This window comes from Frankia sp. AvcI1, assembly GCF_001420875.1.
GTDB lineage: Bacteria > Actinomycetota > Actinomycetes > Frankiales > Frankiaceae > Frankia > Frankia alni.
On record NZ_LJFZ01000003.1, the window covers coordinates 152,234 to 176,257 of the forward strand.

Annotated in this window: 17 protein-coding genes, 2 tRNA genes and 26 pseudogenes; 17 read left to right on the forward strand and 28 right to left on the reverse strand. The window is 72.8% G+C overall.

Annotated features, from left to right (window positions below; genetic code table 11):
- Positions 1–92 precede the first annotated feature (92 nt).
- The 4 genes and pseudogenes from UK94_RS04375 to UK94_RS04385 form a co-directional block, all read right to left on the reverse strand.
- Positions 93–1,229, reverse strand: a complete 1,137-nt coding sequence (locus UK94_RS04375) for a GGDEF domain-containing protein (protein WP_041938804.1) — start codon at positions 1,227–1,229, stop codon at positions 93–95.
- A gap of 361 nt (positions 1,230–1,590) precedes the next feature.
- Positions 1,591–1,785, reverse strand: a 195-nt coding sequence (locus UK94_RS39410) for a DUF305 domain-containing protein (RefSeq protein ID WP_235486457.1), incomplete at its 5' end; no start/stop codon positions are given.
- Position 1,786: 1 nt separating this feature from the next.
- Positions 1,787–2,286, reverse strand: a pseudogene (locus UK94_RS04380) (DUF305 domain-containing protein); the annotation flags it as partial.
- Positions 2,287–2,395: 109 nt separating this feature from the next.
- Complete coding sequence (locus UK94_RS04385) at positions 2,396–2,902, reverse strand: hypothetical protein (RefSeq protein ID WP_011602131.1); 507 nt, start codon at positions 2,900–2,902, stop codon at positions 2,396–2,398.
- Between the two features lie 713 nt (positions 2,903–3,615).
- Between UK94_RS04385 and UK94_RS39415 the strand changes: the two genes are divergently transcribed.
- Together UK94_RS39415 and UK94_RS04395 are read left to right on the forward strand one after the other, a co-directional pair.
- Positions 3,616–4,077, forward strand: coding sequence for a hypothetical protein (locus tag UK94_RS39415; RefSeq protein WP_041938805.1), 462 nt, complete (start codon positions 3,616–3,618; stop codon positions 4,075–4,077).
- A 276-nt stretch (positions 4,078–4,353) separates the two neighbouring features.
- Positions 4,354–4,734: a DUF2255 family protein gene (locus UK94_RS04395; RefSeq protein ID WP_041938806.1), complete on the forward strand. Its 381-nt coding sequence runs from the start codon at positions 4,354–4,356 to the stop codon at positions 4,732–4,734.
- Between the two features lie 300 nt (positions 4,735–5,034).
- Here the strand turns inward: UK94_RS04395 and UK94_RS04400 are convergent.
- From UK94_RS04400 to UK94_RS39460, 10 genes and pseudogenes are all read right to left on the reverse strand, one after another.
- A tRNA-Ser gene (locus UK94_RS04400) sits at positions 5,035–5,125 on the reverse strand.
- Between the two features lie 75 nt (positions 5,126–5,200).
- Positions 5,201–5,935, reverse strand: a 735-nt coding sequence (locus UK94_RS39420; protein WP_235486458.1) for an ACT domain-containing protein, incomplete at its 5' end; no start/stop codon positions are given.
- Position 5,936: 1 nt separating this feature from the next.
- A pseudogene (locus UK94_RS39425) lies at positions 5,937–6,261 on the reverse strand ([protein-PII] uridylyltransferase); the annotation flags it as partial.
- A gap of 1 nt (position 6,262) precedes the next feature.
- Positions 6,263–7,603: pseudogene (locus UK94_RS39430) on the reverse strand ([protein-PII] uridylyltransferase); the annotation flags it as partial.
- 304 nt (positions 7,604–7,907) lie between these two features.
- The coding region (locus UK94_RS39435; protein ID WP_235486459.1) for a P-II family nitrogen regulator at positions 7,908–8,124 on the reverse strand (217 nt) is incomplete at its 5' end.
- 1 nt (position 8,125) lies between these two features.
- Positions 8,126–8,249 (reverse strand): annotated as a pseudogene (locus UK94_RS39440) (P-II family nitrogen regulator); the annotation flags it as partial.
- Positions 8,246–8,569, reverse strand: a pseudogene (locus UK94_RS39445) (ammonium transporter); the annotation flags it as partial. The pseudogenes UK94_RS39445 and UK94_RS39440, both read right to left, overlap by 4 nt.
- Position 8,570: 1 nt before the next feature.
- Positions 8,571–8,747 (reverse strand): annotated as a pseudogene (locus tag UK94_RS39450) (ammonium transporter); the annotation flags it as partial.
- 1 nt (position 8,748) lies between these two features.
- Positions 8,749–9,325: pseudogene (locus UK94_RS39455) on the reverse strand (ammonium transporter); the annotation flags it as partial.
- Position 9,326: 1 nt separating this feature from the next.
- Positions 9,327–9,532, reverse strand: a pseudogene (locus UK94_RS39460) (ammonium transporter); the annotation flags it as partial.
- Between the two features lie 556 nt (positions 9,533–10,088).
- Here UK94_RS39460 and UK94_RS39465 point away from each other — a divergent pair.
- Positions 10,089–11,009: NlpC/P60 family protein (locus UK94_RS39465; RefSeq protein ID WP_235486461.1), on the forward strand; the 921-nt coding region annotated here is incomplete at its 3' end.
- Positions 11,010–11,050: 41 nt separating this feature from the next.
- Positions 11,051–11,219, forward strand: a pseudogene (locus UK94_RS39480) (NlpC/P60 family protein); the annotation flags it as partial.
- A 113-nt stretch (positions 11,220–11,332) separates the two neighbouring features.
- On the opposite strand, the pseudogene UK94_RS39485 reads toward UK94_RS39480, so the two are convergent.
- The 5 pseudogenes from UK94_RS39485 to UK94_RS39505 all read right to left on the reverse strand — a co-directional run.
- A pseudogene (locus UK94_RS39485) lies at positions 11,333–11,470 on the reverse strand (dihydrofolate reductase); the annotation flags it as partial.
- 1 nt (position 11,471) lies between these two features.
- Positions 11,472–11,571: pseudogene (locus tag UK94_RS39490) on the reverse strand (dihydrofolate reductase); the annotation flags it as partial.
- Position 11,572: 1 nt separating this feature from the next.
- Positions 11,573–11,787: pseudogene (locus UK94_RS39495) on the reverse strand (iron dependent repressor, metal binding and dimerization domain protein); the annotation flags it as partial.
- Between the two features lies 1 nt (position 11,788).
- Positions 11,789–11,947 (reverse strand): annotated as a pseudogene (locus tag UK94_RS39500) (dihydrofolate reductase); the annotation flags it as partial.
- Between the two features lies 1 nt (position 11,948).
- Positions 11,949–12,022, reverse strand: a pseudogene (locus UK94_RS39505) (dihydrofolate reductase); the annotation flags it as partial.
- A 202-nt stretch (positions 12,023–12,224) separates the two neighbouring features.
- On the opposite strand from UK94_RS39505, the gene UK94_RS04430 reads away from it, so the two are divergent.
- The 4 genes and pseudogenes from UK94_RS04430 to UK94_RS39515 form a co-directional block, all read left to right on the forward strand.
- Positions 12,225–12,449, forward strand: a complete 225-nt coding sequence (locus tag UK94_RS04430; protein WP_011602139.1) for a DUF3039 domain-containing protein — start codon at positions 12,225–12,227, stop codon at positions 12,447–12,449.
- A 153-nt stretch (positions 12,450–12,602) separates the two neighbouring features.
- Positions 12,603–12,675 (forward strand) — tRNA-Arg (locus tag UK94_RS04435).
- Between the two features lie 349 nt (positions 12,676–13,024).
- A pseudogene (locus UK94_RS39510) lies at positions 13,025–13,475 on the forward strand (malic enzyme-like protein); the annotation flags it as partial.
- Position 13,476: 1 nt separating this feature from the next.
- Positions 13,477–14,275, forward strand: a pseudogene (locus UK94_RS39515) (malic enzyme-like protein); the annotation flags it as partial.
- Between the two features lie 47 nt (positions 14,276–14,322).
- On the opposite strand, the gene UK94_RS39520 reads toward UK94_RS39515, so the two are convergent.
- The 4 genes and pseudogenes from UK94_RS39520 to UK94_RS72815 all read right to left on the reverse strand — a co-directional run.
- Positions 14,323–14,513 (reverse strand): type II 3-dehydroquinate dehydratase (locus tag UK94_RS39520; RefSeq protein ID WP_235486462.1); only part of this gene is annotated, 191 nt, incomplete at its 5' end.
- A 1-nt stretch (position 14,514) separates the two neighbouring features.
- A pseudogene (locus UK94_RS39525) lies at positions 14,515–14,620 on the reverse strand (3-dehydroquinate dehydratase); the annotation flags it as partial.
- A 1-nt stretch (position 14,621) separates the two neighbouring features.
- Positions 14,622–14,666, reverse strand: a pseudogene (locus tag UK94_RS39530) (hypothetical protein); the annotation flags it as partial.
- 1 nt (position 14,667) lies between these two features.
- Positions 14,668–14,766, reverse strand: a pseudogene (locus tag UK94_RS72815) (type II 3-dehydroquinate dehydratase); the annotation flags it as partial.
- 336 nt (positions 14,767–15,102) lie between these two features.
- Here UK94_RS72815 and UK94_RS39540 point away from each other — a divergent pair.
- From UK94_RS39540 to UK94_RS04460, 6 genes and pseudogenes are all read left to right on the forward strand, one after another.
- The coding region (locus UK94_RS39540; protein WP_235486464.1) for an aminotransferase class I/II-fold pyridoxal phosphate-dependent enzyme at positions 15,103–15,457 on the forward strand (355 nt) is incomplete at its 3' end.
- Between the two features lies 1 nt (position 15,458).
- Positions 15,459–15,961, forward strand: a pseudogene (locus UK94_RS39545) (DegT/DnrJ/EryC1/StrS family aminotransferase); the annotation flags it as partial.
- A gap of 1 nt (position 15,962) precedes the next feature.
- A pseudogene (locus UK94_RS39550) lies at positions 15,963–16,269 on the forward strand (DegT/DnrJ/EryC1/StrS family aminotransferase); the annotation flags it as partial.
- 25 nt (positions 16,270–16,294) lie between these two features.
- Positions 16,295–17,396, forward strand: a pseudogene (locus tag UK94_RS04455) (Gfo/Idh/MocA family oxidoreductase); the annotation flags it as partial.
- 78 nt (positions 17,397–17,474) lie between these two features.
- Positions 17,475–17,549 (forward strand): annotated as a pseudogene (locus UK94_RS39555) (3-amino-5-hydroxybenzoic acid synthase); the annotation flags it as partial.
- A gap of 1 nt (position 17,550) precedes the next feature.
- Positions 17,551–18,203 (forward strand): annotated as a pseudogene (locus UK94_RS04460) (HAD-IA family hydrolase); the annotation flags it as partial.
- Between the two features lie 22 nt (positions 18,204–18,225).
- Here UK94_RS04460 and UK94_RS04465 read toward each other — a convergent pair.
- The 4 genes and pseudogenes from UK94_RS04465 to UK94_RS39565 form a co-directional block, all read right to left on the reverse strand.
- The gene (locus tag UK94_RS04465; RefSeq protein WP_011602147.1) at positions 18,226–19,317 is read right to left on the reverse strand and encodes an ROK family protein; all 1,092 of its coding nucleotides are present in this window, start codon (positions 19,315–19,317) and stop codon (positions 18,226–18,228) included.
- A gap of 30 nt (positions 19,318–19,347) precedes the next feature.
- A complete protein-coding gene (locus tag UK94_RS04470; RefSeq protein ID WP_197537246.1) occupies positions 19,348–20,178 on the reverse strand; it encodes a shikimate dehydrogenase in 831 nt (276 codons plus the stop codon).
- A pseudogene (locus tag UK94_RS39560) lies at positions 20,175–20,595 on the reverse strand (3-dehydroquinate synthase); the annotation flags it as partial. The gene UK94_RS04470 and the pseudogene UK94_RS39560, both read right to left, overlap by 4 nt.
- 1 nt (position 20,596) lies before the next feature.
- Positions 20,597–21,245: pseudogene (locus UK94_RS39565) on the reverse strand (iron-containing alcohol dehydrogenase); the annotation flags it as partial.
- Between the two features lie 306 nt (positions 21,246–21,551).
- Here UK94_RS39565 and UK94_RS04480 point away from each other — a divergent pair.
- Entirely contained in the window at positions 21,552–21,938 is a 387-nt protein-coding gene (locus tag UK94_RS04480) for a MarR family transcriptional regulator (protein ID WP_235486569.1), read from the forward strand.
- A 450-nt stretch (positions 21,939–22,388) separates the two neighbouring features.
- Positions 22,389–22,619: a hypothetical protein gene (locus UK94_RS39570; protein WP_235486466.1), complete on the forward strand. Its 231-nt coding sequence runs from the start codon at positions 22,389–22,391 to the stop codon at positions 22,617–22,619.
- Positions 22,620–22,943: 324 nt separating this feature from the next.
- On the opposite strand, the gene UK94_RS04490 is transcribed toward UK94_RS39570, so the two are convergent.
- On the reverse strand, positions 22,944–23,441 hold the full coding sequence (locus UK94_RS04490) for a VOC family protein (protein WP_011602152.1): 498 nt from the start codon (positions 23,439–23,441) through the stop codon (positions 22,944–22,946).
- A 188-nt stretch (positions 23,442–23,629) separates the two neighbouring features.
- Here UK94_RS04490 and UK94_RS04495 point away from each other — a divergent pair, with 188 nt between their 5' ends.
- Complete coding sequence (locus UK94_RS04495) at positions 23,630–23,998, forward strand: cupin (protein ID WP_011602153.1); 369 nt, start codon at positions 23,630–23,632, stop codon at positions 23,996–23,998.
- Positions 23,999–24,024: the final 26 nt, after the last annotated feature.

The following is a 24,024-nucleotide window of genomic DNA, read 5'->3' on the forward strand; positions in this document are numbered from 1 at the left end:
GAAAAGCCTCCCGGCGACCTCGGGCGACGCTGCGTATATGAATGTGGCCCTGTGGTTGTCGACCTATTCTTGTCGGCGACCGCAAGGTCGAGTTACGGACCGGAGCGGGATCGGCGGTCGTGGCCGGCCCGTAGCCTGGACCGTGCGCGGGTCACCTCCGCTCCGGCTCGCGCGACCAGGGCGTCCCCCTCCTCGGCCGGGGCGCCGGTGGCCTGGATTCCTGGCTGGCGTCCCCGTTTGTGCTGGTCAGGAGGCTTGTTGCTGGGGTTGGACGGAGCCGCGCCCACGAGGGCGACCCCCACGCTCACCGACAGCCGCAGGCGGTGGCCATGCACGTCGAGCGGTTCGTCGAGGGCCGCCACCAGCCGCTCGGCGAGGTCGGCAACATCCGGCGCGTCACCGGAGCCGACCAGCACGACGAACTCGTCGCCATCCCATCGGCCGAGAATGTCGGCGGGGCCGAGTACGCTCGAAAAGCGGCGGGCGACGGCGTGCAGGGCGGCATCACCGGTCGGATAACCGAAGGAGTTGTTGATTCGACGAAATGCATCCAGGTCCAGGAAGAGAACGGCGGTCCCGGCCTGCTCCGGGGAGGGAGGCGTTCGTGCGGATGAGGCCGCGCTCACGGCACGTGCTCTGGTGGCGTCCAACGCGCCGGATCCGCCAGGGGTGAGCCTGGCCGCGAGCAGGGCTCGCAGTGCCGTCCGGTTCGCCATACCGGTGATCGGATCCGTCGTGGCCTGACGGCGGAGGTCCTCCTCGCGCTGGCGCCGTTCGGTCACGTCCTCGACGACGACGATCAGTCCGTCGCCGCGCATGAGGGTGCTCAGGCGGACGTCGAGCCAGCGGTGGCCGCGCGGCGCCGACTGCGGCAGCTCGATGCGGGCCCGAGTCCGTCGCCGGTCGATCATCTGCCGGGAGAGGAACGCCAGGGTGCGGACCGGCGTGACCGGATCGATCGCGGCGAGGTCGGTCAGTCCGGCGGCGGGTGAGGAGCGGGCCGGGTCCGCGGAAGCGCCGGCCGAGCGCGCCGCGGCCGCGGCCTCGGCCGCGTGATCGCATGCTGCCAACCAGCTCATACCGGGCCGCACGGGGAGCAGGGCCACCCCGGTCGCGGCGCTGCGGCGCCACGCCTCGTTCAGACGGACCACGGTGCCGTCCGGCCCGAGAACCGCAACGGGGGAAGGGAGGGAGTCGAACACGGCCGCCGCGACGTCATCGGTGGGCACGGAGTTGGAATCCTTCCGGCTGCCGCCCCGTGGCGTCGAAGGGGCGCGGGGCGCGACCTCGACCCGCACGGCGCGGGTGATGTGCCGTGGGACCGCCCCGGGCGGGTGTCTCCCGCGCCGAGCAGGGCTGCCGCGGCGGTGCCTTCCGATCCTCGGGCGGCTGCCGACGGGTGGATTCCGTTTTGTCGAACCGTGTGTGGCGAAAGGTGCGGGAGAGAGGAGCGGGTGATGGGGAGTAGTGAATGTGCGGCGTGTCGGAGCCGTCCGTGGCTCGATACAGGCTCGGGAAACCGTCGGCGGGCCCGGCGCGGCNGGATGGTGGCCGACGTCGCAGCCACCATCCCCTCCTGCATCGGGCCGGTCAGATTCTGGTGAGCAGGTCCTGCATCCTGACGATCTCGGCCGCCTGAGTGCGTTGAATGTTCTCGGCGAGCTGTTTCGCCGGGGTGTGGATGCCGTCATGGATCTCGGTCTTCGCCATGGCGACGGCGCCCTGGTGATGCTCGATCATCATCGCGAGAAACATCTCGTCGAAGGCCGGTCCGGTCGCGTTCCGNAGGGCGGTCATGTCCGCGCTGGACATCATTCCCGCCATGGCGGCGTCCGGTGCCTCGGTCTGGACTCCGTGATCGGCCATGCCGTCGTCGCCCAGGCCACCGCCGGCCGTGCCGTGGTCACTCGCGGTGTGGTCAGCCGAGCCGTGGCCACCCGTGCTGTGCCCGGAGACAGCCGGGTCGGTCGGGGAGGCGGTGGGCTGTCCCCAGGCGGTGAGCCAGCCCGCCAGGGTTGCGATCTCCGGTGCCTGCGCCGCCCGGATCTCCTGCGCGAGGGATCTGACCTGCGGGTTCTGCGTGTGGGACGGGGCCAGCTCCGCCATCTCGATGGCCTGCCGGTGATGGGGGACCATCATCTGGGCGAAGGTGACGTCGGCCGCGTTGTGGCCGCCGATCGTGGTCGTCGCTGTGGCGGTGGGTGCACCGGCGCTGCCCCCGCTGCCGCAGGCGCCGACGGTGACCGCGGCGACAACCGCCGGGATGAGCAGGATGAGTCGTTTCATGCTGAAGTTCCTCGTCCTCCAGATGCGTGCGGACTCCGGCTGCGTGCTCAGCCGAATACCGGTCCACCGGTCGGGAGTCGTCGACGACCCACCCGGCGGAGCAGCGGGTCTACACGCGCAGCACGCAGAGGCGGGCGAGTGAAGGCGCGAGGGGGCGAGGCGGTCCCCACGGTGGTGATCGCTCGGGAGGGCGGGGTGCCGGGCGCGAGCGGGCTCGTGCGCCCCCGGCCGTCCGGACGGCGCGGGCGAGCAACAGGGCGACGAGCAGGATGCCCGTCAGGCGAAGGAACGCCAGGCACAGTTCGCCGACGTGCCCGCAGTGACGGTCCGCGGTCGGGTCCGACGCCATGGCCGCGGCTGCGCCCTCGAGGCCGGCCGGGTGGCCGGGGGCGGACCGCTGGTGCGCTGCCCCGCCGTGCGGCGCGCCCGGCCGGCTCCCCGCCGCGACCAGCAGCCCGTCAGAGCCGCAGAAGGCGCCCGGATGGGCGGGGTGGTCGTGGGGGCCGGCATGCGTGGACAGGCCACCGTGCATGAGCAGAATGCCGAGCAGCACGGGCACGAGGAGCACCAGATACGGCCCCCGAGCGGAGATCTGTCCGCGGGCCCCGACACTCACCGCGCCATGATGCCTGAGGGGGCGCGCGGCGACGGGATCCGACGCCACCTCCGATCCGCGCCCCCCGTGAATGGTCCGAGGGTCCGGCCTGGTCATCGGCACCGAGCGTGCCGGCCGGCCAAATGATCGAGGTGGTGGGATGCGTCACGAGATCAGCCGCCACTCGCCGGTGCATCGCGGGGACGGGACCCGAGGACGCCAGGTCCGCGGGCCCCGCCACCAGTCCGACCACCGGCGCCGCGGCCGGCGGGCGGCCGCCGGGCCGGCGTGCGGCCATGGCCCGTCGGCCTGCGTGGCACCGCAGGCTGCCGTCACGGGGACGACGTTTGCGTCTCGGGGTGCAGCCGCCGTCAACCGGAGGACATCGTCAGGCCGCGACCCAGCGCCAGCCGTTGTCGTTCGCGCAGACGATTGCCCTGCCGTCACCCGCGATCCCCTGCACGCCATGGTCGACATTGCGGCAGATCTGGCCGGGCTTGTAGCAGTTTCCGCTGGCGGCCAGTGGGTGACAGGCGGGAGCAGCCGCGGCCGGTGGAGCCGCCGCGGCCGGCGGGGCGGCTGCGGCGGGTGGCGCTGCTGCCGGTTGATGGTTGGCCGGTGGCTGTGCGGCCGGTGGCTGTGCGGCCGGTGCCTGTGCGGCTGGTGGCGCTGCCGCACGGGTCGCGGGCGGTGGGGCCGGGAGCTGGGTGGCGCCTGGGGTGGCGACCCTACGTGTGCTGGGCGCGGCCTGCCCCACCGAAGCCGCTGTCGCCCGAGGCGCCGGAACGGCCGTCGTCGAGGGAGGCATCGCCAACACCGGTGCCGCGGATGACGTCGGTACTGCCGAGGACGTCGGGGTCGACGACGACGTCGGGACTGCCGACGGCGTCGCTGTCGCTGACGCTGTCGGTGTGGCGATCGTCAGCGACGCCGGCCGCATCGACGCGGTCTGCTTCTTGGGCGGATCCGAGGCCGCACCGATGATGATGACGAACAAGGCGAGCAGGACGGTGACCGCCCCGCTGGTCTTGGGATGGCGCCGGCACCAAAGCCAGGCGCGCCGAAAAAAGACCACCGTTCCCCCCGAATGTGGCTCCCAGTCAAACCGGGGTGGGACGTTACGCTCTTCCCTGAAGGAAGTAGAAGAAAAGGCGCACCGGATCCCCTCGCGAGGGAAAATTTGGTGTGTCCATTGAGGTAGGAGGCAGGTTGTTGTGCCGTGCGGCGCTCACTCCTCGTGCGGTGACTCCGTCCGGTCCCACGACGCCGGGCGTGTAATCCCGGTCGGCAGCCGCGTCGGCCGGTGTTGGTGAGGTCTGCCTCGTCGAGCCAGGCGTGGGTCAGGTTCGCCCCGCTCAGTACGGCGCCGGTGAGGTCCGCTTTGCTGGGCAGCGCCCAACTGATACTCGAGAGATACCGCCGGTGTACCCGGACAGTGGTGGTCCGTGGCCGGGCAAGGGCACGATCGGGGCATGAACGAACTGACCTGGTCCGCGGACGCCTTGGAGCGGATCGACACGGCTCGAGAACTGGAGATCGCGGTCAGACGCGCCGACGGGGCCCTGCGACACCCGCTGCCGATCTGGGTCGTCCGCGTCGGTGACCAGGTGTACGTGCGGACCTGGTACCGGCGCGACACCGGCTGGTTCGGTCGCGCCCTCGCCTCACGCCGGGCCCGCATCCACGTCCCCGGCCTCGACGCCGACGTCACCGTCCAGGACGTCGGTGAAGGCACCGCCCAGCTGCGCGCGGACATCGACGCCGCCTACCGCACCAAGTACGGCGACGCGGGCGCCGAATCCATGGTCACGGCCTCCGCCGCGATCACGACCCTGCGGCTCGGTCCCGCGTAGGAGGCCCGGCGAGCAGGAGCGACAGGCCGGTCCGCGATCGCCACCCAAAGCCCGCTGCCGCCGAGAAGGGCACACGGCTTCTGGAAATCCTGGCCAGCCTGCCGGTCGACCCGACAGGCCTGGGCTGCCTGCTGCTGACCGGGTCCGCCCCCGGCTTCACCAGCCACCGCGGAACCGCGTCGCGCGGCGAAGCGGCTCCCCATCGGAAGGAGTTCTCGGCGAGGAGGTAAGGACAGTCAAGAAGGCTGATCTGATCTGCTCAGCGGGCCAGCCTGAGAGGCTGGCCGCGCGGACGAGGGGCGGAGGCTCCGGGATTTGAACCCGGGAGGGGGTTGAAGCCCCCAACCGCATTAGCAGTGCGGCGCCATAGACCGGACTAGGCGAAGCCTCCCAACGTGCTCGCCCATCATAGCGTCTCCCCTGAGGGTGCCAACGGCCCGGGTGCGGCGCGGGCGGGCGGGATGGATCACAGCCGTTGGCCGGCGGAGTCCACCGAGCCGGCGGAGCCCACGGAGCCGGCGGAGCTGGCGCGTTCGGCCGGCGGCGCCGGCTGGTCGGGGAGATCCTCCACCCCCAGCGCGGCGAGGACCGCGCGGGCGATCTCGCGGCGGCGGGTGTCGTCCGCCACCGGCCGGCCGTCGGCCTCCTGGACGTAGAAGGCGTCGACGACGTCGAGCCCGAGGGTGGCGACGATGGCGGTGGCGACGTCGAGCCGCAGCTCGGACAGCGCCCGCACGATCCGGAACAGCACGCCGGCCCGGTCCGGGGCGCGCACCTCGAGGACGGTCGTCGAGCCCAGTCCGTCGTCGAAGATGACCTGCGGCGGCCCGGGGGTGGTCCACTGCTTCGCGCCGGAGTAGTCGCGTTCCCGGGCCGCGAGCCGCTCGGCGATGTCGAGGGTGCCGGCGAGGGCGGCCCGCAGGTCCGCGAGCAGCTTCGCCTCCTCCGGCACCCGGCCGTGCGGGGCGGCGACCGCGGCCTGCAGCAGTGCGCGCCCGTCGGCGCTGCGGGCGGACGCCCGCCGGATGTCGAGCCGGTTGAGTGCGAGGACACCGGCGGTGACGGCCAGCAGCCCGACCTGGTCGGCACTGACCACGACGATCTCGAACATCCCCTCGTCGGGCAGCGGATTGACCTGGACGGTGTGCTCCGCCGCGAGGGCGAGCAGGCTGCGCTGACGATCGTCCAGCCGCGGCGGGCANGGCACCCGCTCGCCACCGAGCAGCGCCCGGGACCGTTCGACGAGGTCGTTGATCAGGCGTGCCTTCCAGGCGTTCCACGCGGTTGGGCCGGTGGCCCGGGAGTCGGCCTCGGTCAGGCGGTGCAGCAGGGTGAGGATCCGGTCGCTGCCGGCCGCGGTGGCGACGGCCTCGATGGTCGCGAGATCGTCGATGTCGCGTCGGGTGGCCGTCTCGCCGAGCAGCAGGTGGTGGCGGACCATCGCGACGAGCACGTCGACGTCCTCGGGGGGCAGGCCGAGCCGGGGGCCGACGAGCCGGATCTGGTCGATGCCGGCGTCGGTGTGGTNGCCGGGGAAGCCCTTGCCGATGTCGTGCAGCAACGCGCCGAGCAGCAGCAGGTCGGGGCGGTCCACGTCGCGGGTGAACGCGGCGGCGCGGGCGGCGGTCTCCATCAGGTGCCGGTCGACGGTGAAGCGGTGGTAGGGGTTGCGCTGCGGGCGGCTGCGCACGGCGGCCCACTCGGGCAGCAGCCGGACCAGCAGGCCGACCTGGTCGAGGGATTCGAGCACGCCGACGGCCGCGTCGCCGGTGGCGAGCAGCGCGACCAGCGCGTCGCGCGCGGCGGGCGGCCACGGCTGCGGCATCGCCGGCGCCTCGGCGGCGAGCCGGTCGACGGCGTAGCGGCCCAGCGGCAGCCCGGTGCGGGCGGCGGCCGCGGCGACGCGAAGCACGAGGACGGGGTCCTTCGCCGGTTCGACGTCCAGGGCGAGCTGGATCTCGCCGCCCTGGTCGATCACCCCCTCGTCGAGGGGGCGGCGGACGGGCCGCCGGCCGCGCCAGCGGGAGGTGTTGCGCAGCCCGGCGGCGGTGCGGTACCAGGTCGCGTCCCAGGCCCAGGAGATCGTCCGGCCGGCGTCGGCGACCGCGTGGGCCAGCGCCATCGAGTCGGGGTAGCCGAGCGCGGCGGCGACCGCCGTGCCGTCCTGCAACAGCAGCCGGTCCTGCGGGCGGCCGGCGGCCAGGCGGCGGATCTCGCCGCGGGCGTCGAGCAGTACCTCGGCGGCGGCGAGCACCCGGTCGGAGGGGACCTCCGCGACCCAGGCCGCGGCGAGGGCGTGCAGGGCGTGCACGTCGCGCAGGCCGCCGCGGGACTCCTTGAGGTCCGGTTCGAGCAGGAAGGCGACCTCGCCGAGGCGGGCGGCGCGCTCGGCGACGGCGGCGGCGAGGTCGGGCAGCCGCTTCGGGGCGCGGGTGCGCCAGCGGGAACGGGCGCGGCGGGCGAGATCGGCGGTCAGCGCCGCGTCGCCCGCGACGTGGCGGGCGTCGAGCAGGCCGAGCGCGGCCTTCAGGTCGTCGTCCGCCACCGTGATCGCCTCGTCGACGGTGCGCACGCTGTGGTCGAGGCCGACGCCCGCATCCCACAGCGGGTACCAGACGGCGTCGGCGACGGCGGCGATGTCCCGGTGGGTGTCGTCGTGGAGCAGGACCAGGTCGAGGTCACTGCCGAACGCCGGCTCCGCCCGGCCGTAGCCGCCGACGGCGACGAGGGCGACCCCGGGGCCGGGCTCGCCCAGCAGGTCGGTCAGGGCCGCGTCGGCCAGGTCGGTGAGAGTGCGGCGCAGCGCCGGCCCGGTGGCCGTGGGCAGCGGCTCGGCGCGTCCCCTGAGGATCTCCAGACGGTCCTTCATGGCTCTGTGCCTCCTGCGGCGCCGGCCGCTCCAACGGACCCGGCCCGCGCGGGCCGGGCCGACACATGGCGCGGCACCGCGTCGATGATCGCGCGGTGCCGCCTCATGTGGTCGGGCGAGGAAGGAGACGCCCGGGCTGGGGCCCGGAGCGTCCGCGACCTCTGGTGCTTCCTGCGTGGTGCGGTTGCCGGGTGGTGCTGTGGTGCTGTGGTGCCGGGTGGTGCTGTGGTGCCGGGTGGTGTGCCGGTGGCCAGGGGTGGTACGCGGAGAGCATGGCGTGGCGCCCTGGAGCCGCCACGTGGTGCTACAGCGCGTCGGTGCCCCGCTCGCCGGTGCGCACCCGGACCACGGAGTCGACCGGGACGACCCAGACCTTGCCGTCGCCGATCTTGCCGGTCTGCGCGGCCGTCGTGATCGCCGCGACCAGGTCGTCGGCGGCCTCGTCGGTCACGACGACCTCGATCTTGATCTTCGGAACGAAGTCGACCTTGTACTCCGCGCCGCGGTAGACCTCCGTGTGGNCCTTCTGCCGACCGTAGCCCTGGACCTCGGAGATCGTCAGGCCGTGCACGCCCAGGTTCTCCAGCGCCGCCTTCACGTCATCGACTTTGAAGGGCTTGATGACGGCGGTGACGAGCTTGGTCATGCCTGGGCCTCCTCAGGCACCTTGACGGGGGTGACGCTGGTGGAGAGCGAACCGCTGCCACCGATGGTGGTGAACCGGTACGCCGTCTCACCGTGCAGCGCCTCGTCCATGCCGGTGAACTGGTCCTCGTCGCTCAGCTTCAGACCGATCGTGTACTTGATCGCAAGCGCGATGATCGCCGTCACGACGGCCGAGTAACCCAGTGTCGCGCCGACGGCCAGGGCCTGCTCGCCGAGCACGCTCCACGGACCGCCGTAGAAGATGCCGTCGTGGCCCGCCGAGTTGGTGTCCACGGTGGCGAAGAAGCCGGTGAGCAGAGCNCCGAGCACACCGCCGACGAGGTGGACCGCGCCGACGTCGAGCGAGTCGTCGATGCCGACCTTGCCCTTGATCGAGGTGGCCAGCGCGCAGACGACGCCGGCGATGCCGCCGACCGCGATGGAACCCATCGGGGAGACGAAACCACAGGCCGGGGTGATGGCGACCAGTCCGGCGACCNCACCGGACGCGGCACCCAGCGTGGTGGCCTTACCGTCCCGGATCTTCTCGATCGCGAGCCAGCCGAGGATCGCCACACCGGTCGCGATCTGGGTGTTGAGCAGGGCGAACCCGGCGAGCTTGTTCGACCCCAGCGCCGAGCCGGCGTTGAACCCGAACCAGCCGACCCACAGGATGCCGGTGCCGAGCAGGACGAACGGCACGTTGTGCGGGCGGAAGTCCCCGCTCGGCCAGCCGGCCCGCTTGCCCAGCACGAGGGCCAGCACGATCGCGGCGATACCGGCGTTGGCGTGGACGACCGTGCCGCCCGCGAAGTCCATCGCACCGCGCTTGAACAGCCAGCCGTTGGCCGACCACACCCAGTGCGCGATCGGCGAGTAGACCAGCACCGACCACAGCGGCACGAAGACCGCGAAGGCGCTGAACTTCATGCGGTCGGCGATGGAACCGGTGATGAGCGCGGGAGTGATGATCGCGAACATGAGCTGGAAAGCCACGAACACGACATACGGGATATTGTTGTCGCCCTCGGAGAGGTTCTGCAGCGCGAAGAAGTGGAATCCGCCCCAGAAGCCGTTNCCCGCACCGAAGGCGACGCTGAAGCCCACCACCGACCACACGAGTGTGACGATGCCGATGCAGAAGAAGTTCTGCATGATCATGCCGAGGACGTTCTTCGCCCGGACCATGCCGCCGTAGAAGAACGCCAGTCCGGGCGTCATAAACAGCACGATCGCGGAACTGATGAGCATCCATGCGGTATCGCCCGTATCCATTTTGACCATGTCTCTCCTGTCATCCCCCCGCGCGGTGCGCGGACTGCGCTCACCCGGTCCCCGGCCACGCTGCGCTCGTNCCGGATCCTCGGGTCCNAAGAGTCGATAAGATCTGTTCCCGACCTGTGTCTTAGCTGTTTCTGGCGTGTGAAATCGCTAAATTGGGCGGCCTGTGGCCCGTTTAGGTCGCCTAGCGGTGGGCGTGCGGAGACTCTCCGCCCGGATCGGCGTGCTTCCGTGACTGTATAACTGCGTACAGTTACCGTCCGGCGGTGTGAGCAGTGTCCCTACGGAGGGCTGGCATAGCGTCGGCGAACCGGACCCCGAGACCCGCCACCGCAGCGCCGCCGGCCGGCGTGTCCCCATCGACCCGATTGGCGCCGCTGATCCCGGCGGATGCGCCGAGCCCGTCCTGCCCATCTCCCGACAACGACCGGGCCTGTCGCGCGCGCGCCCTGGCCGCCCGAAAGTCGCAGCGGACAAAGGAGCGCGCGACAACGTCGCGGGCCCGAAAGTCGCAGGCCTCTTTGTCCTCGGCCTGGTCGGCATTCTGTTCGCCGGTCCTGTGACGATCGGCGGCCCGGCGGGCTCCGCCTGGGCGGTTCCTGCGACGTCGGCCGCTCGCCCGACGTCGCAGAGTCTCGCCGACGTTCAGGCCGACATAGGACGTACACGCTCAAAGCTAGACGAATCGGCCCAGCAGGCGGCCAGCGCCACCGAGGCCTTCAACGCCGGACGGATCCGGCTCGCCGAGGCGGAACGGGCCGCCCGGGACGCCGCCGACCGGGTCGACCGGGCCGACCGGGCGGTGCGTGAGGCCGCGGATCGACACCGGGGCCTCGCCGTGTCGGCGGACCGGGCGGGGGGCTTCGCCCAGGTGTCCCTGCTGCTCACCGGCGATCCTCGCCGCGCTCTGGACCGGGCGGGCGCCGTCGAGGCCCTGGCTCGCCGGCAGCGGGTCGCGGACATCGGTCTGCGGCTGGCGCGCCGAGATCTCACCGAGGCCCGCCGCGGTGCCGACGCTGCCCTCGCCGACAAGAAGAAGATCATCGAGGATCTCGCCCGGCGCAAGCGGACCATCGAGGCCGCGGCGGACGAGCAGCAGGGGCTGTTGCAGCGGCTGGAGTCGCGCTACGCCGAGCTGGAGCGGCAGGCCAAGGCTCGGCAGGCGGCCGCCGCGCGGGCCCGGAAGGCGGCTGAGGCCGCCGCGGCGGCGCGGGTGGCCCGCGAGGCAGCGGCGGAGCGGGTCCGCTATCAACAGGAGACCGGGGTGGCCGCGGCGGCGGGCCGGGCCTTCGCCGCGGCGCCGGTCACCGCTGCGGCGGCCGCGCCGATGGGTGGCGGTGGTGGTGCGGTGGCCGCGGTGCGGGAGGCCTACGCCCAGCTCGGGAAGCCCTATGTGTGGGGGGCCGAGGGGCCGGCGACCTTCGACTGCTCCGGGCTGACCCAGTGGGTCTGGGGAAAGGCGGGCGTCGCTCTCAGTCACNACACCGGATCGCANTGGGACGAGGGGCGTCGGGTGAGCCNCGCCGCGCTGGTTCCGGGAGACCTCGTGTTCTTCCACCCGGATGTCGACCACGTCGGGATCTACGTGGGGAACGGGAAGATGATCCATGCTCCCCGCACCGGAGAGGTGGTTCGAGAGGAGAACGTCTGGTGGTCGAGCTTCCAGGGAGGCATTCGGCCGGGAGCCTGACGCCGGCCACCCGGGGAACGGGTGGCCGGCAGGCCCGACGTCGGCAGGCCCGACGTCGGGGGTGCGGCGTCGGCAAGGTGCGGCGCCGAAGGGGGGCTGGGGGTGCGGCGAGGTCAGCGGTCCACGTAGACGAGGGCCGCCGTGCTGCGACTGATCTCCGCGTCGCTCTGGCCGTTTGGAGAGACGACGTGGATCAGGTCGCCGCGCGAGCCCGGCATGATCTGAGCGCCGGGCACGATCGCCGCATCCTGNAGGCGGCGCATGGCGACCTCATCGGTCTGCAGCCGTTCGGAGATCCAGCTCACCGTCACCGGCCTGCTGCCGTCCGCGGCTGCCCGATCGGCCGAGGCCANCAGGCTCACCGGCGCGGACGCGGGCCGCGGCGCATCGCCTCGCTGGGCGGGCGGGATCTCGTTACCGAACGGACAGCGCTTCGGATCACCGAGCAGCACGGTGAGCCGGGCCTCGACCTCGTCGGAGATCACATGCTCCCAGCGGCACGCCTCGTTGTGCACCAGGGCCCAGTCGAGCCCGATGACCTTGGTGAGCAGCAGCTCGGCCAGCCGGTNCTTGCGCATGACGGCGGTGGCCCGCAGCAGACCCTTCTCGGTGAACTGGACGGTCCGGTCGTCAGCGAGGGAGACCAGCCCCTCGTTGGCCATCCGAGCGGTCGACTCGCTGGCGGCAGGCGCGCTCACGTGCAACCGCTCCACCAGACGCGCGCGTAGNGGGGGGATGCCCTCTTCCCTCAGTTCGTACAGGGTGCGGAGGTACATCTCGGTACTGTCGATCAGTCCAGTCACCGGTCTCCTTCGTCCCGTCCAGAGTACGCCCCGTCCCCAGGGTGCAAGGGCCATGCGTCCCGTGTATGCCGTGTCCCCCGGACAGTTTCCCCGTGGGTCCGGACCCGCCCGCACGCCGGTCAGGCGCCCGCCCGGTCGGCCGCCGCCGAACGGGGGCTCACCCGCCCGGGACGCCGGCGGTGTCCGCACTAGAATCAACACCATGAGCACGACTCAGATCGCACCTGAGACGTCGGACACCCGCACGGACGAGGGCGACGACCACTCCCACTACGCCCGCCGGGAGGAGATCGTCCGCGCGTCCATCGAAGGCGGTCGGGTCACCGCGCTCTGCGGCTACAAGTTCGAACCCGTCCGGGACCCCTCGCGGTTCCCGATATGCCCGAAGTGCAAGGAGCTCGTCGAGATGGCCCAGCAGTTCGGTTGACCGGGCGGGCCGCGCGAACCCGGACGAAGCGGAAGAATCGGGACGGACTTCCGATCTCGCGCGGCATATCGCGGTCGTGACGCGTCAGCCTGCCGTCGGCATCCCCGCCGGCGGCCGTAAGATCGCCCATGGCGTCGATTCGATGCCCCGTCCGCCCCAGTAGCTCAGTNGATAGAGCGACCGCCTCCTAAGCGGTAGGCCGTAGGTCCGATTCCTACCTGGGGCACGTTCCCGCACCGCGCAGAGAGTCTCCCGGTCGGGCCGCCTCTGTGGGAGGCGGTGTNACGCGTCGGCGCTCACCGCCCTGTCCTGCCGGCGGCGCGGGGGGCGAGGCACCCGGGCCGGGCCGCCGGAACGTGCTTGCACAGGTGGCGCGTCCGACGCCGCTCGGGTCAGGATCTCGGTATCGGTGAGAAAATCGGCCAACCGCCGGAAGTACGCATAATCCGCTCCCGCGAGCGGTGGCGCTTCGCCGCGGCGGTGGCGGGCCCAGCGATGGCGCGGCGTCTCCGCGTCGCCGGACCGGACCGGTCCACCGGCTCCGTCCCGGGTGGGACGATCATGGAGAGTGGCTCGTGACAGGGCGGGTACCAGGCCAGGGCGACGCCGGCGGGTCCGGGCCGGCCGCCGCGGCCAATCCGGCATACAGCGTCACGATCCGGGTGCCGCGCGGAGTCCGGGCGGACATCGACGCCGTCATCGCCGCAGGTCCCGGCGCGATCACCTGTTATGCGGACGAGCCGGACCCGGCCGGCCGCCGGATCACGCTCGACGCCGACAGCGGCCCGACGTTGACGTGGCTGCTGAGCGCCCTGCGCAACCGTCTCGGCGCCGACCTGCTCCAGACCGAGGACCCGGTCTTCGTCGTCGCGTCGACGGGCAAACTCACCCAGGCCCTGTGCGCGTCGGTGACCACGGGGCACGATCTCGCGCTCCTCGACGCGGACGCGGATCGTCGGGTGATCCGCCATCTGGCCACCCACCCGACCCACACCGACCTTTTCACCGGGCGACCCCGCCGGGTGGNGCTGCTCTCCGACGCCAGCGCCGTGCTGGACTTCGAGCCGCTCGCCGCCGAGGCGGCCCTGCCCGCGGTGGAGTCCCAGGCGGTCCACCTGCACCGGGCCACCGGTCTGGACGTCATCCCGATGCCCATCGCGGCGCGGGATGCCGCGGAGCTCGGCCGGGCGATCGGCATGCTGGCACCCGGATTCGCCGCCACGGTGCTGGTCCACACGCACGTCAGCCACATCGACGCTGTCCGCGCCGCGCAGCTGCCGAGCGCCACGCCGCTGCTCGACACCGTCAACGACGGCCTCGCCGTAGCCGCCACCGCCGCCGTCCTGACCCACCTGCGCGGCCGGGGAGTGCGGCCGCAGTCGGCCCGGGTCGCCGTCGTGGATCCCGCCCGCGGTGGCGACCTCGCCGGCCTGCTCCTCGCCGCGGGGATCCGGGACCTCACCCTCTACGATCCGCTCGCCTTCGGGATCCAGCCGCTGCATCGGCTCGCGGCCCACCTCGACCTGCTCGTCGACCTCATCGGCCTGGCCTCGCCGCCGGAGCAGGTACCGGTCCTGCGGACCCGGCCCGAGACACCCCCGCCGCTGGCCTCGGCCACCTCGGGTCCGCGTCCGCTGCACGCCCTGCCCGGCCTGTTGCGCGCCGCGGTGCGCACCCACCGACCGATCAGCGCGGCGGCGCGACTGGCCGCCGTCCAGGCCCTGGTCGACCTGACCCCGCCCGGCGGGCTGCTGCCGCCCGTCGACCATCCGCGCCTGACCCCGGCCGTCGCCGACGCGGCCGCCCGGGCACTGGCCGCGGACTGACGACGGCGGTGGTACGTGACGGATCGGCCGGATCGGCCGTGGCCGGATCAGCCGGACGAGGAGGGCACCAGGCTGAGCAGTGCCTGGGCGGCGAGCTCGTAGCCCAGCGGGCCGAGGCCGACGATCACTCCGCGGGCCAATGCCGACAGAATCGACTCGTGCCGGAAGGACTCCCGCGCCCAGACATTCGACAAATGGACCTCGATCCATGGATTCGGGTAGTTCGCGAGCGCGTCCCNCAGGCTCCAGCCGTACATCATGAGCGCCCCGGGGTTGACGATTGCGCCGACCGAGTCGTAGTTATCCTGAATCGCGTGGATCAGCTCGCCCTCGGATTCCCGTTGGNCGGAGACCAGTTTCCAGCCGCGCTCGGCGATCCGGGCGGTGACGGNGGTTTCAATGTCGGCCAGAGTGGCCGTGCCGTACACCTCCGGCTGCCGCCGACCGAGTATGCCCAGGTTCGGACCGTTCACCAGAAGAAGCGTGCTCACCAGACCTCATCACTCGCGCCGGCACCGGTGCCGACCGGCCGGGTCGGTCGGCGTCCCGTGGACGATATCGCAGCTATGGCGCGGTCAGCGACGGGCCATATCGACCCGTAGACGACACGACCGAGCGCGTTGGTAGTGTCTCCGTGGCGTGTCGATTGCTCTCTCGTTGGTGAAGCGGTAGTCCCGTCCGGGGGACGACAGGCGAGTCCGAGGCGTTGAGGTACCGTCCGTCGCGCACCTCTCGCGTAAATCCTTCGGTCAGCTCACGGTAATGAACCGTAGACGGCCTGGATCCTTGCGCGAACCTTATCGTCACGTAAGAAAAGGNTGGGGACCATGAGCGGTGTAGTGCGACGCGCACCGGAGTTGCCGGCCTGGCCGCAGTACTCCGACGAGGAACGCGCCGGACTGATCCGAGCCTTGGAGCAGGGTCAGTGGTGGCGCATGGGCGGCAGCGAGGTCGACAGCTTCGAGCGGGAATTCGCCGACTATCACGGCGCCGACTATGCGCTCGCCGTCACCAATGGCACCCACGCCCTCGAGCTCGCCCTCCAGGTTCTGGGCGTCGGCCCGGGCACCGAGGTCATCGTTCCGGCGTTCACGTTCATCTCCTCATCCCAGGCCGCGCAGCGCCTCGGCGCGGTCGCCGTGCCGGTCGACGTCGACCTGGACACGTACTGCATCGATCCGGNGGCGGCGGCGGCCGCGGTCACCCCCCGCACCAAGGCGATCATGCCGGTGCACACGGCCGGTCAGGTCTCCGACATGGACGCCCTGGCGAAGCTGTCCGCCGACACCGGCGTCCCGCTCATCCAGGACGCCGCCCACGCGCACGGTGCCCAGTGGCAGGGACGCAAGGTCGGCGAGCTCGGCTCGGTGGCGGCGTTCAGCTTCCAGAACGGCAAGCTGATGACCGCGGGCGAGGGCGGCGCCGTCACCTTCCCGGACTCGGAGCTGCACGAGATCGCCTTCCTGCGGCACAGCTGCGGACGACCGCGCACCGACCGCCGGTACTTCCACCAGACCTCCGGGTCGAACTTCCGGCTCAACGAGTTCTCCGCCTCGGTCCTGCGCGCCCAGCTCGGCCGCCTGGCCGGCCAGATCGACACCCGCGAGCAGCGGTGGCCGGTGCTCGCCGAGGCCCTGTCGGCCATTCCCGGCGTCGTGCCGCAGAGCCGCGACGAACGCTGCGACCNCAACCCGCACTACATGGCGATGTTCCGCCTTCCGGGATTCAGCGAACAGCGGCGCAACGCCGTCGTGGACGCGCTCGTCGAGCGGGGCCTGCCCGCCTTCGCCGCCTTCCGGGCGATCTACCGTTCCAACGGGTTCTGGGAGACCGGCGCTCCGGCGGAGTCCGTCGACGACATCGCACGGCGGTGCCCCAACACCGAAGCGCTGAGCGCGGACGGCGTCTGGCTGCACCATCGCACCCTGCTGGGCAGCGAGGAGCAGATGCACGAGGTCGCGGCAGTCGTGGCCGACACCCTGGCGGCGCAGTGACGGCGCCGTTGCCGGTGCGGGTCGNCGTCGTCGGGCTGGGCTGGGCCGGCCGGTCCATCTGGCTGCCCCGGCTGCGCGAGCACCCCCGGTTCGCGGTGGCCGCGGCGGTCGATCCCGATCCCGCCGCCCGCGCCGCGGTGGCCGCCGAGCACCCGGACCTGGCGCTGCTCGCCGACGTCGCCGAGCTCGGCTCGGCCCGGTTCGACCTCGCCGTCGTGGCGGTGCCCAACCATCGGCACGCCGACATCGCCGAGCGGCTGCTGACCGCCGGCATCCCGGTCTTCCTGGAGAAGCCGGTCTGCCTGAGCTCGGCGGAGGCGGACCGGCTCGCCGCCGCCGAACGGGCCGGCGACGTTACCCTGCTGGCCGGCAGTGCCGCGCGGTACCGCGCCGACGTCAGCCGGCTCTACGAGGTCGCCGCGGGGCTCGGCGCGATCCGCCACGTCGACCTCGCGTGGATCCGCGCCCGCGGCATCCCCGACGCGGGTGGCTGGTTCACCCGCCGGGAGCAGTCCGGCGGTGGCGCGCTGGTCGACCTCGGCTGGCATCTGCTGGACACCCTCACCCCCCTGCTCGGCAGCGTCGAGTTCCGCCAGGTGGTCGGGACGACGTCCGACGACTTCGTCAGCGACGGCGCGTGGGCGGCATCCTGGCGGCACGGTGAGCAGGTCGCTTCCGCCGGTCCGGCCGGTCCGGCCGGTCCGGCCGCCGGCGGGGACGTCGAGGACACGGCGCGCGGATTCCTGGTGACCGAGAACGGGACCTCGGTGTCGTTGCGGGCGAGCTGGGCCTCGCACGAGGCCCGCGACCTCACCGCGATCAACGTCGAGGGGGCCGCCGGAACCGCCTCGCTGCGCTGCACCTTCGGCTTCGGGCCGAACCGGCAGGATCGGTCGGTCCTGTCCCTGACCCGCAGCGGGCAGACGACCGCGGTGGCGCTGCCCGACGAGCCGATCGGGACCGAGTACCGCCGCCAGCTCGACGAGCTGCCGGCCATGCTGACCGATCCGGCCTCCCGAGGGCGGGCGATCGCCGAGGTCCGGCCGACGATCGCGGCCATCGAGCGCCTCTACGACTCGGCGCGCTCGCACCGCCCGACGCCGCAGCTCGTCCGCGCGGGCTCATGATGTCCCGCAGATAAGGCACCGTTGTTCTCGTCGTCGAGCCCGGGGGGGCATGTGGGAACGGAACCGGGGGGCCGGCCGATGGCCGGCGGCGCGCACCGGCAGACAGTGATCTTCGATCTGGACGGCGTGCTCGTCGACAGCTTCGGCGTGATGNGGCAGGCGTTCACGATCGCCTACGCGGAGGTGGTCGGTCCCGGCGAGCCGCCCTTCGAGGAGTACAACCGCCACCTCGGCCGCTACTTCCCGGACATCATGCGGATCATGGATCTGCCGCTGGCGATGGAGGAGCCGTTCGTGCGGGAGAGCTATCGGCTCGCCCGCGAGGTGGTTCTCTTCGACGGCGTGGAGGAGCTGCTGCGCCGGCTGCGCGCCCGCGGCCACGGGCTCGCGGTCGCCACCGGCAAGTCCGGCCCGCGGGCCCGCCACCTGCTCGGCGAGCTCGGCGTGCTGTCGTTGTTCGACCACGTCATCGGCTCCGACGAGATCCCGCGGCCGAAGCCCGCCCCGGACATCGTGCTGCGCGCGCTCGACCTGCTGGGAGCGGCGCCGGGGGAGGCGATGATGCTCGGTGACGCGGTCGCGGACATCGACAGCGCCCGCGCCGCCGGCGTGATGGCGGTCGCCGCGCTGTGGGGCGAGACGGACGGCGTCGAGCTGCGCGCGGCCCGCCCGGACGCCGTGCTGCACCGTCCCGCGGAGCTGTTGGCACTGCTCGGCGACGCCGCCGTCGATGGGGATCCGCCGGCCGGGCCGCCGTCGCTGGCGGCCGCGGCCGGCGGGGCCGGGAGTCTGCTCGCGCGCGACTGACCCACGAGCCGGCGGGGCCGGGTCAGGACCCCTGGCGTGCCAGCAGGATCGCGCCCGCCAGGGACGACAGGCCGCCGAGCGTCGCCGCCCGCACCGGCGCGGGCGGATGACCCGGGCGGCCGAGCTCGCGGGCGCGTTCGTCGACGGCCTGGGCGAATCCGGGCAGCCCGTCGGCGAACCCGCCCCCGACCACCGCCATCGCCGGATGCAGCAGCTCGGTCAGCCCGACCACGGCGACGGCGGCCGCCTGCGCGCTTTCCCCCACCGCCCGCGCCGCCCAGCCGGTCCCCGCGAGCCAGGCCGCGCGTAGCTCGGCGAAGGTCACCTCCGCACGGGACGCCGACCCGCCGTCCCCGCCGTCCTCGGCGTCCTCGGCGTCCTCGGCGACACTGTCGACATCGCCGTCGCGGTACCGCGCTGCCCGGTGCAGGGTGGCGGGGCCACTGGCCGTGGCCTGCACGCAGCCCCGCCGACCGCAGGTGCACCGCGGGCCTCCCGCGGAGATCACCAGATGGCCGATCTCGGCCGAGCCGTGGCCGGGTCGCGGGCAGGGCCGACCGTCCAGCACGATCCCGCCGCCGACGCCCGTGCCGAGGCCGAGGTACACCAGGTCGGGGCAGCCGACCGCGTGCGCCTCCGCGAGCGCGGCGAGGTCGCCGTCGTCGGCGCAGGCGACGGTCGCCCCCGGCACGAGGTCACGCAGCGCCTCGGCCAGTGCCAGTCCCGTCCAGCTCGGCCGGCCCGGCCAGGTCGTCACCCGGCCGGCGGCGTCCAGGGTCGCGGGCATCGCGACCCCGACCGCGGTCACCGGCCCGGCCCACTTCGTCCGCAGTGCGGCGACGTGCGCGGCGAGATCGTCGAGATCCCGCGTGGCGCTCGCCGACGGCTCCCAGCGGAACGTCGCCTCGACCGGCGTGACGGTGCCGTCGGGAGCGTCCACGCGGCCTGGCCCGCCGACCTGGGTCAGGCCGCCGGTGGTGGTGGGCGTGGTGGTGGATGTCGCGGCGTGGGCGGGCGCGGTGACGTGAGCCGGTTCGAGGCGCAGCGCGACCTTGGTCCCGCCGATGTCGATGCCCAGAACGCCGGGCGTCACCGGCGGGGCGAGGGTGTGCATGTGCAGTGCATGTGCAGCCTCCGGGGCTCGTCAGGGGCGGTCCGCCGGGCCGAGTTGGAAGAACGACCGGTACAGGTCCACCTGATGGGCAAGCATGTGGATGCCCGGATGGGTCGCCAGCCCGAGCGCGCCGGCCGCGTCGAGCAGCCGGGTCCGCGGGGGCTTCATGATGATGTCGGCGACGACGCATCCCGCTGGCAGCGCAGCGGGCGGGAAGGGCAGCGGGTCTTCGGGACGCAGGCCGAGCGGGGTCGCGTTCACCGCCAGGTCCGCGTCGCCCAGCGCCGGCTCGGCCACGGCCACCGCGGCGGCCCGGCCCGGCCAGTGTTCGTCCAGTCTGGCGAGCAGGGCTGCGCACTTCGCCCGGTCCGGGTCGTGGACCGACAACGGCCCGCAGCCGGCGTCGAGCAGCGCGACCGCGATGGCGCTGCCGGCTCCGCCGGCCCCCATGAGCGCGACCCGCCGGCCGCGCACGGGATGGCCGGCGGCGGTCAGCCCGCGGACGAACCCGGCCCCGTCGAAGTTGTCGGCCCGCCAGCCGCCGCCGGGAATCGGGCGCAACACGTTGGCGCTGCCGCTGATCCGCGCGGCGGCGCTGTGCTCGGTGGCCAGGGCGCAGGCGGCGACCTTGTGCGGGATCGTGACGAGAACGCCGTCGAGGTTCCCGGTGGCCGCGAGCCCGCGCAGGACGGTGGCGAAGCTCGCCGGTCGGGCGTGCACCGGGACGAGGACGGCATCGATCGCGAGCCGGGCGAACAGCGGATTGAGCAGCGACGGCGCCTGCACCTGGGCGACCGGGTCACCGATGACGGCATACAGCCGGGTGGTGCCGCTCACCGGCAGCCCCGCCGGGGCCGTCACGCCGGGTCCTCGCGGGGCATCGCGGCGAGCGCCGCCAGCACCACGTCCTCGTCGACATCGGGCACGAGTTCCGGGCCGTGCGCGCCGTCGAGGACGAAGGTCAGCCCAGTACTCGTCGACTTCTTGTCCAGCCGCATCACCGCGACGAGCTCGGCGGGCTCCACCCCGGCGGGCAGCGCGGCGGGCAGCCCGTAGCCCTGCACGACGTCGAGGTGTTCGCGGATCCGCTCGGGCCCGATCCGGCCGAGTGCCCCGGCGAGCCGGCCGGCGAACACGGTGCCGACGGCGACGGCCTCGCCGTGGCGCAGTGCGTAATCGGTGGTGCGTTCCAGGGCGTGACCGAGGGTGTGCCCGTAGTTGAGGATGTGGCGCAGGTGGGAGTCCCGCTCGTCGCGGGCGACGACCCCGGCCTTGAGCNCCACGCTGGCCGCGATCTGCTCGGCGACCGGCCGGCCGAGCAGCCCGGGTGCCCCGATGAAGTGGGCTCGCGCGATCTCGCCGTAGCCGTTGATCCATTCCCGGCGGGGCAGGGTCGCCAGGTAGTCGGTGTCGCAGAGGACGGCGCTGGGCTGCCAGTAGGCGCCGACCAGGTTCTTGCCGGCCGGCAGGTTCACCGCGGTCTTCCCGCCGACGCTCGCGTCGACCTGGGCGAGCAGCGAGGTCGGCAGGTGCACCACGGCGACGCCGCGGTGGTAGAGCGCGGCGGCGAGCCCCACGACGTCGGTGGTCGTCCCGCCGCCGCAGGAGATGACGACGTCCCCGCGGGTCAGCCCGAAGTCCGCGAACCGGCTGCACAGCGCCTCGACGTTGGCGAGCGTCTTGTCCGCCTCGCCGTCGCGGGCGGCCAGCCGCAGCGCCGGCACGCCCGGGTCGGGCACGGCGTCGAGGGGGCGGGCGGACACGATGGCGGCCCGCCTCGCCCCGATGGCGGCCACGACGTCGGGCAGGGTCCGGCGGACCCCGGCGCCGATGTCGACCGGGTAGCTGCGCGGACCGAGTTCCACCGGGATGCGCCGGTGGTCGGCGGCGATCCGCTCGATCGGGCTGAGCGGAAGGGTTGCAAGCATGCCCGTCACGTTTCGTCTCCGGATTTGCGAGGTGTCGTGGCCGTCCGCCGTGCTCCCCGATGGTCCGCCGCGGCGCCTGCGCCCCAGTCTGCCGAAGCGCCGCCAGGACGCCCCACCCGGGGCACCCGACCCGAAGATCGACGTTGTGTCCCGGTCCGCGTGGCGGGTCCCCAGGCGTGTCCTGGTGTCCACCAGATGGCGGCCGGCTCGTGCACCGTGCACGCAGAGTAAGGTCGAGCGGTGGGATCAGAGGACGGCGCCAGGCTCGCCGCCGCGCTGGGGATGCTGCTCGCNCGGCCGACCCGGATGCGGCTGTTCGGAGACCTGCTGGCCGCGGGCGATGTCAACCTGGACGAGGCGACCTACCCCGTGCTCAGCGGTCTGGCGCGGACGGGCCCCACGACGGCGCGCAAGCTCAGCACGGAGATCGGCATCGACCGGTCGGTGGTGAGCCGGCACAGCGACCGGCTTGAGGCGCTCGGGTTGCTGCGTCGCTCGGCCGATCCCGACGACGCCCGGGCCACCCGGCTCACCCTCACCGACGAGGGGCACGCCGCCATCGAGCGGCTGCGCGGCCGGCTGGCGGGCGCGTTCCAGCGCAGGCTCGACGCCTGGCCGGCCGAGGACGCGCGGGCCTTCGTCGCGGGCATGGAGCGTTTCGTCGAGGAGAACCTGGCCGAGCGGGGCCGTTAGTCGCATTTCACCGAGGCCGCGGGCGACGGCGACCTATGTCACGGTCGGTGGCGCTTTCGGGTGGCCGATGCCTCCGCGCGGCGTGCCTTTCGGGAGGATCTGGGACACCGGCGGGATTCTGCGTCAGGCTCTGTGGCCACGGGCCGGTTCTCCGACCGCAGATCCGTCGAGAAACCCGGAAAGTACGTAAACGAGGAGTCCGTGATGACCAAGCCGNCCCCGGTGACCAGCGCTGATTCCGGCTCGCTTCCCGCGGAAACGCCCGCCGGTGCACCGGGCACGGCGCCGGACGGGTGGACCGCAGCGCAGGTCGGGGATGGTCGAGGTCGCTCCACGCCGACGTCGAAGGAGCCGGAACAGGCCGGGACCGCTTCCCCCGTTCCCGCTGGGGCCCCACCTGCTCCGTACCCTGACGGTGGCCTGGACCAGGGGGAACACGCTGCGTCGGCGGTGTCGGAGGAGGCGGAGGAGGCGGAGCTGCCCGGCGCCCGCGCGCTGTGGATCCTGGCGTTCACCTTCGCCGCACTCGGGCTGTTCTTCCCGCTCGCCGGGCTGATCGCGATCGGCTGCGGGGCGATGGCCTGGCGGAAGGGCAGCGGGCGAGGCAGGATCGCGACGTTCGTCGCGCTCGCGACGACCCTGGTCGGCCTGATCCTCACGATAGTCGTCGTCACCACCTGACCGNCGGTCTCCGACGGGATCGACGGGGCCCTTTCCTCGGCTGGCCTCGCTCTGACCGGCGGAGGGTTCTTTCCCGGCTCGCAATGTGCGGTGGGGAACGCGGCGCGGCTGGTGGGCCGACCGCCGGNATGCTTTTCGGGAGTTCCCCCGACGGCACGTACCCTGCGGAATTGTCCGTACCCGGCGGGCCTGCGCCGGGCGGCGCCTTCATGGCGCAGGTGAGGCCGCCCAGCTCGGGGGGTGCCGGGCGGCCTCTGAACCGATGATGACATTCAACGGGTCGCCGGCACAAGTCCATGGGATCGCGCCACGGCGTGCCGGTGGTCAGACCGGCCAGGATGAGCCGCTTTGGACCAGGTCGACCAACAGACCGGAGCCCGCGTCCAGACAGGCCTCGACCGGATGCCGCGCATCCGGCCTGACCTGCTCGATCCGGGCCCCGGCGGAGACCGGGACGCGAAGCTGGGCGGCCACGTCGTCGACGAGGTAGCCGATGGCGAAGAGGCCCTCGCCGCGCCGGTCGAGGGTCTCCCGCGCCGCCGACGGCTGGCAACCGGGGGCGATCAGCTCCACCAGGCCGGCACCGAGCCGCCCGATCGCGACGCGGGCGCCGTCGAGCGCGACGGGCCGGCCGCGGTACACGGCGGGCCCGGACAGCGCCCGGGTGTGCCAGGAGTCGATGCCGAGGGAGACGGTGTAGAGCTCGCGGGCGAGCTCCAGATCCGTCACCACGATGGCGAAGTGATGGAACGTCAGCCCGGCCAGCGCCGCCTCGACGGCGCCGAGACCGGTGAACGGCGCACCGGCTGGCGGGGGATCCATGGCGCCGTGACGTGCGGGAATGACCCCGGTCGCCATCCAGGCCCTGGGGTGAAAGATTGATTCGGTTGTCACGACGCCCCCTCCGCGCCCCGCCTGAACCGGGGGAGCGCGACCGGATCGTACCGTCGGCCGTCGCGACCTGCCTTCCACCGTCGCCGGGCCGGCGGCCAGGCACGATGATGCATCCCATGCCGACCTTCATCGAGTCCCCGACCGTCGTCGAGGCCGCCGGGAACCTTCCAAAGATCATTCGCGAGTACGTGGGCGGAGTGAACACGGGCACGCGGAGCCTGAGCATCGCGCACATGTCGAGTCCGGGCGGCTGGGCCGAGCCGGGGCAGCGGCCGGAGTTCGACGAATACACGATCGTCCTGCGCGGCTCGGTGACGGTGGAGCACGCCGACGGGATCATCGAGGTCGCGGCCGGCCAGGGGGTGCACACCGCCGCCGGGGAATGGGTCCGTTACAGCACGCGTGGCGCGGACGGCGCGGACTACATCTCGGTGTGCCTGCCGGCCTTTCTCCCGGAGACCGTCCACCGGGACGAGGGTGAGTAGGGCGACTGTTTGTTGCGTATGCAACG

Coding starts and splice junctions, on each gene's coding strand:
- UK94_RS04490 (WP_011602152.1), bottom strand. CDS start 23,441: ATGGATCCCCCGCCAGCCGGTGCGCCGTTCACCGGTCTCGGCGCCGTC.
- UK94_RS04480 (WP_235486569.1), top strand. CDS start 21,552: ATGCGGCTGTTCGGAGACCTGCTGGCCGCGGGCGATGTCAACCTGGAC.
- UK94_RS04465 (WP_011602147.1), bottom strand. CDS start 19,317: ATGCACACCCTCGCCCCGCCGGTGACGCCCGGCGTTCTGGGCATCGAC.
- UK94_RS04430 (WP_011602139.1), top strand. CDS start 12,225: ATGAGCACGACTCAGATCGCACCTGAGACGTCGGACACCCGCACGGAC.
- UK94_RS04495 (WP_011602153.1), top strand. CDS start 23,630: ATGCCGACCTTCATCGAGTCCCCGACCGTCGTCGAGGCCGCCGGGAAC.
- UK94_RS04395 (WP_041938806.1), top strand. CDS start 4,354: ATGAACGAACTGACCTGGTCCGCGGACGCCTTGGAGCGGATCGACACG.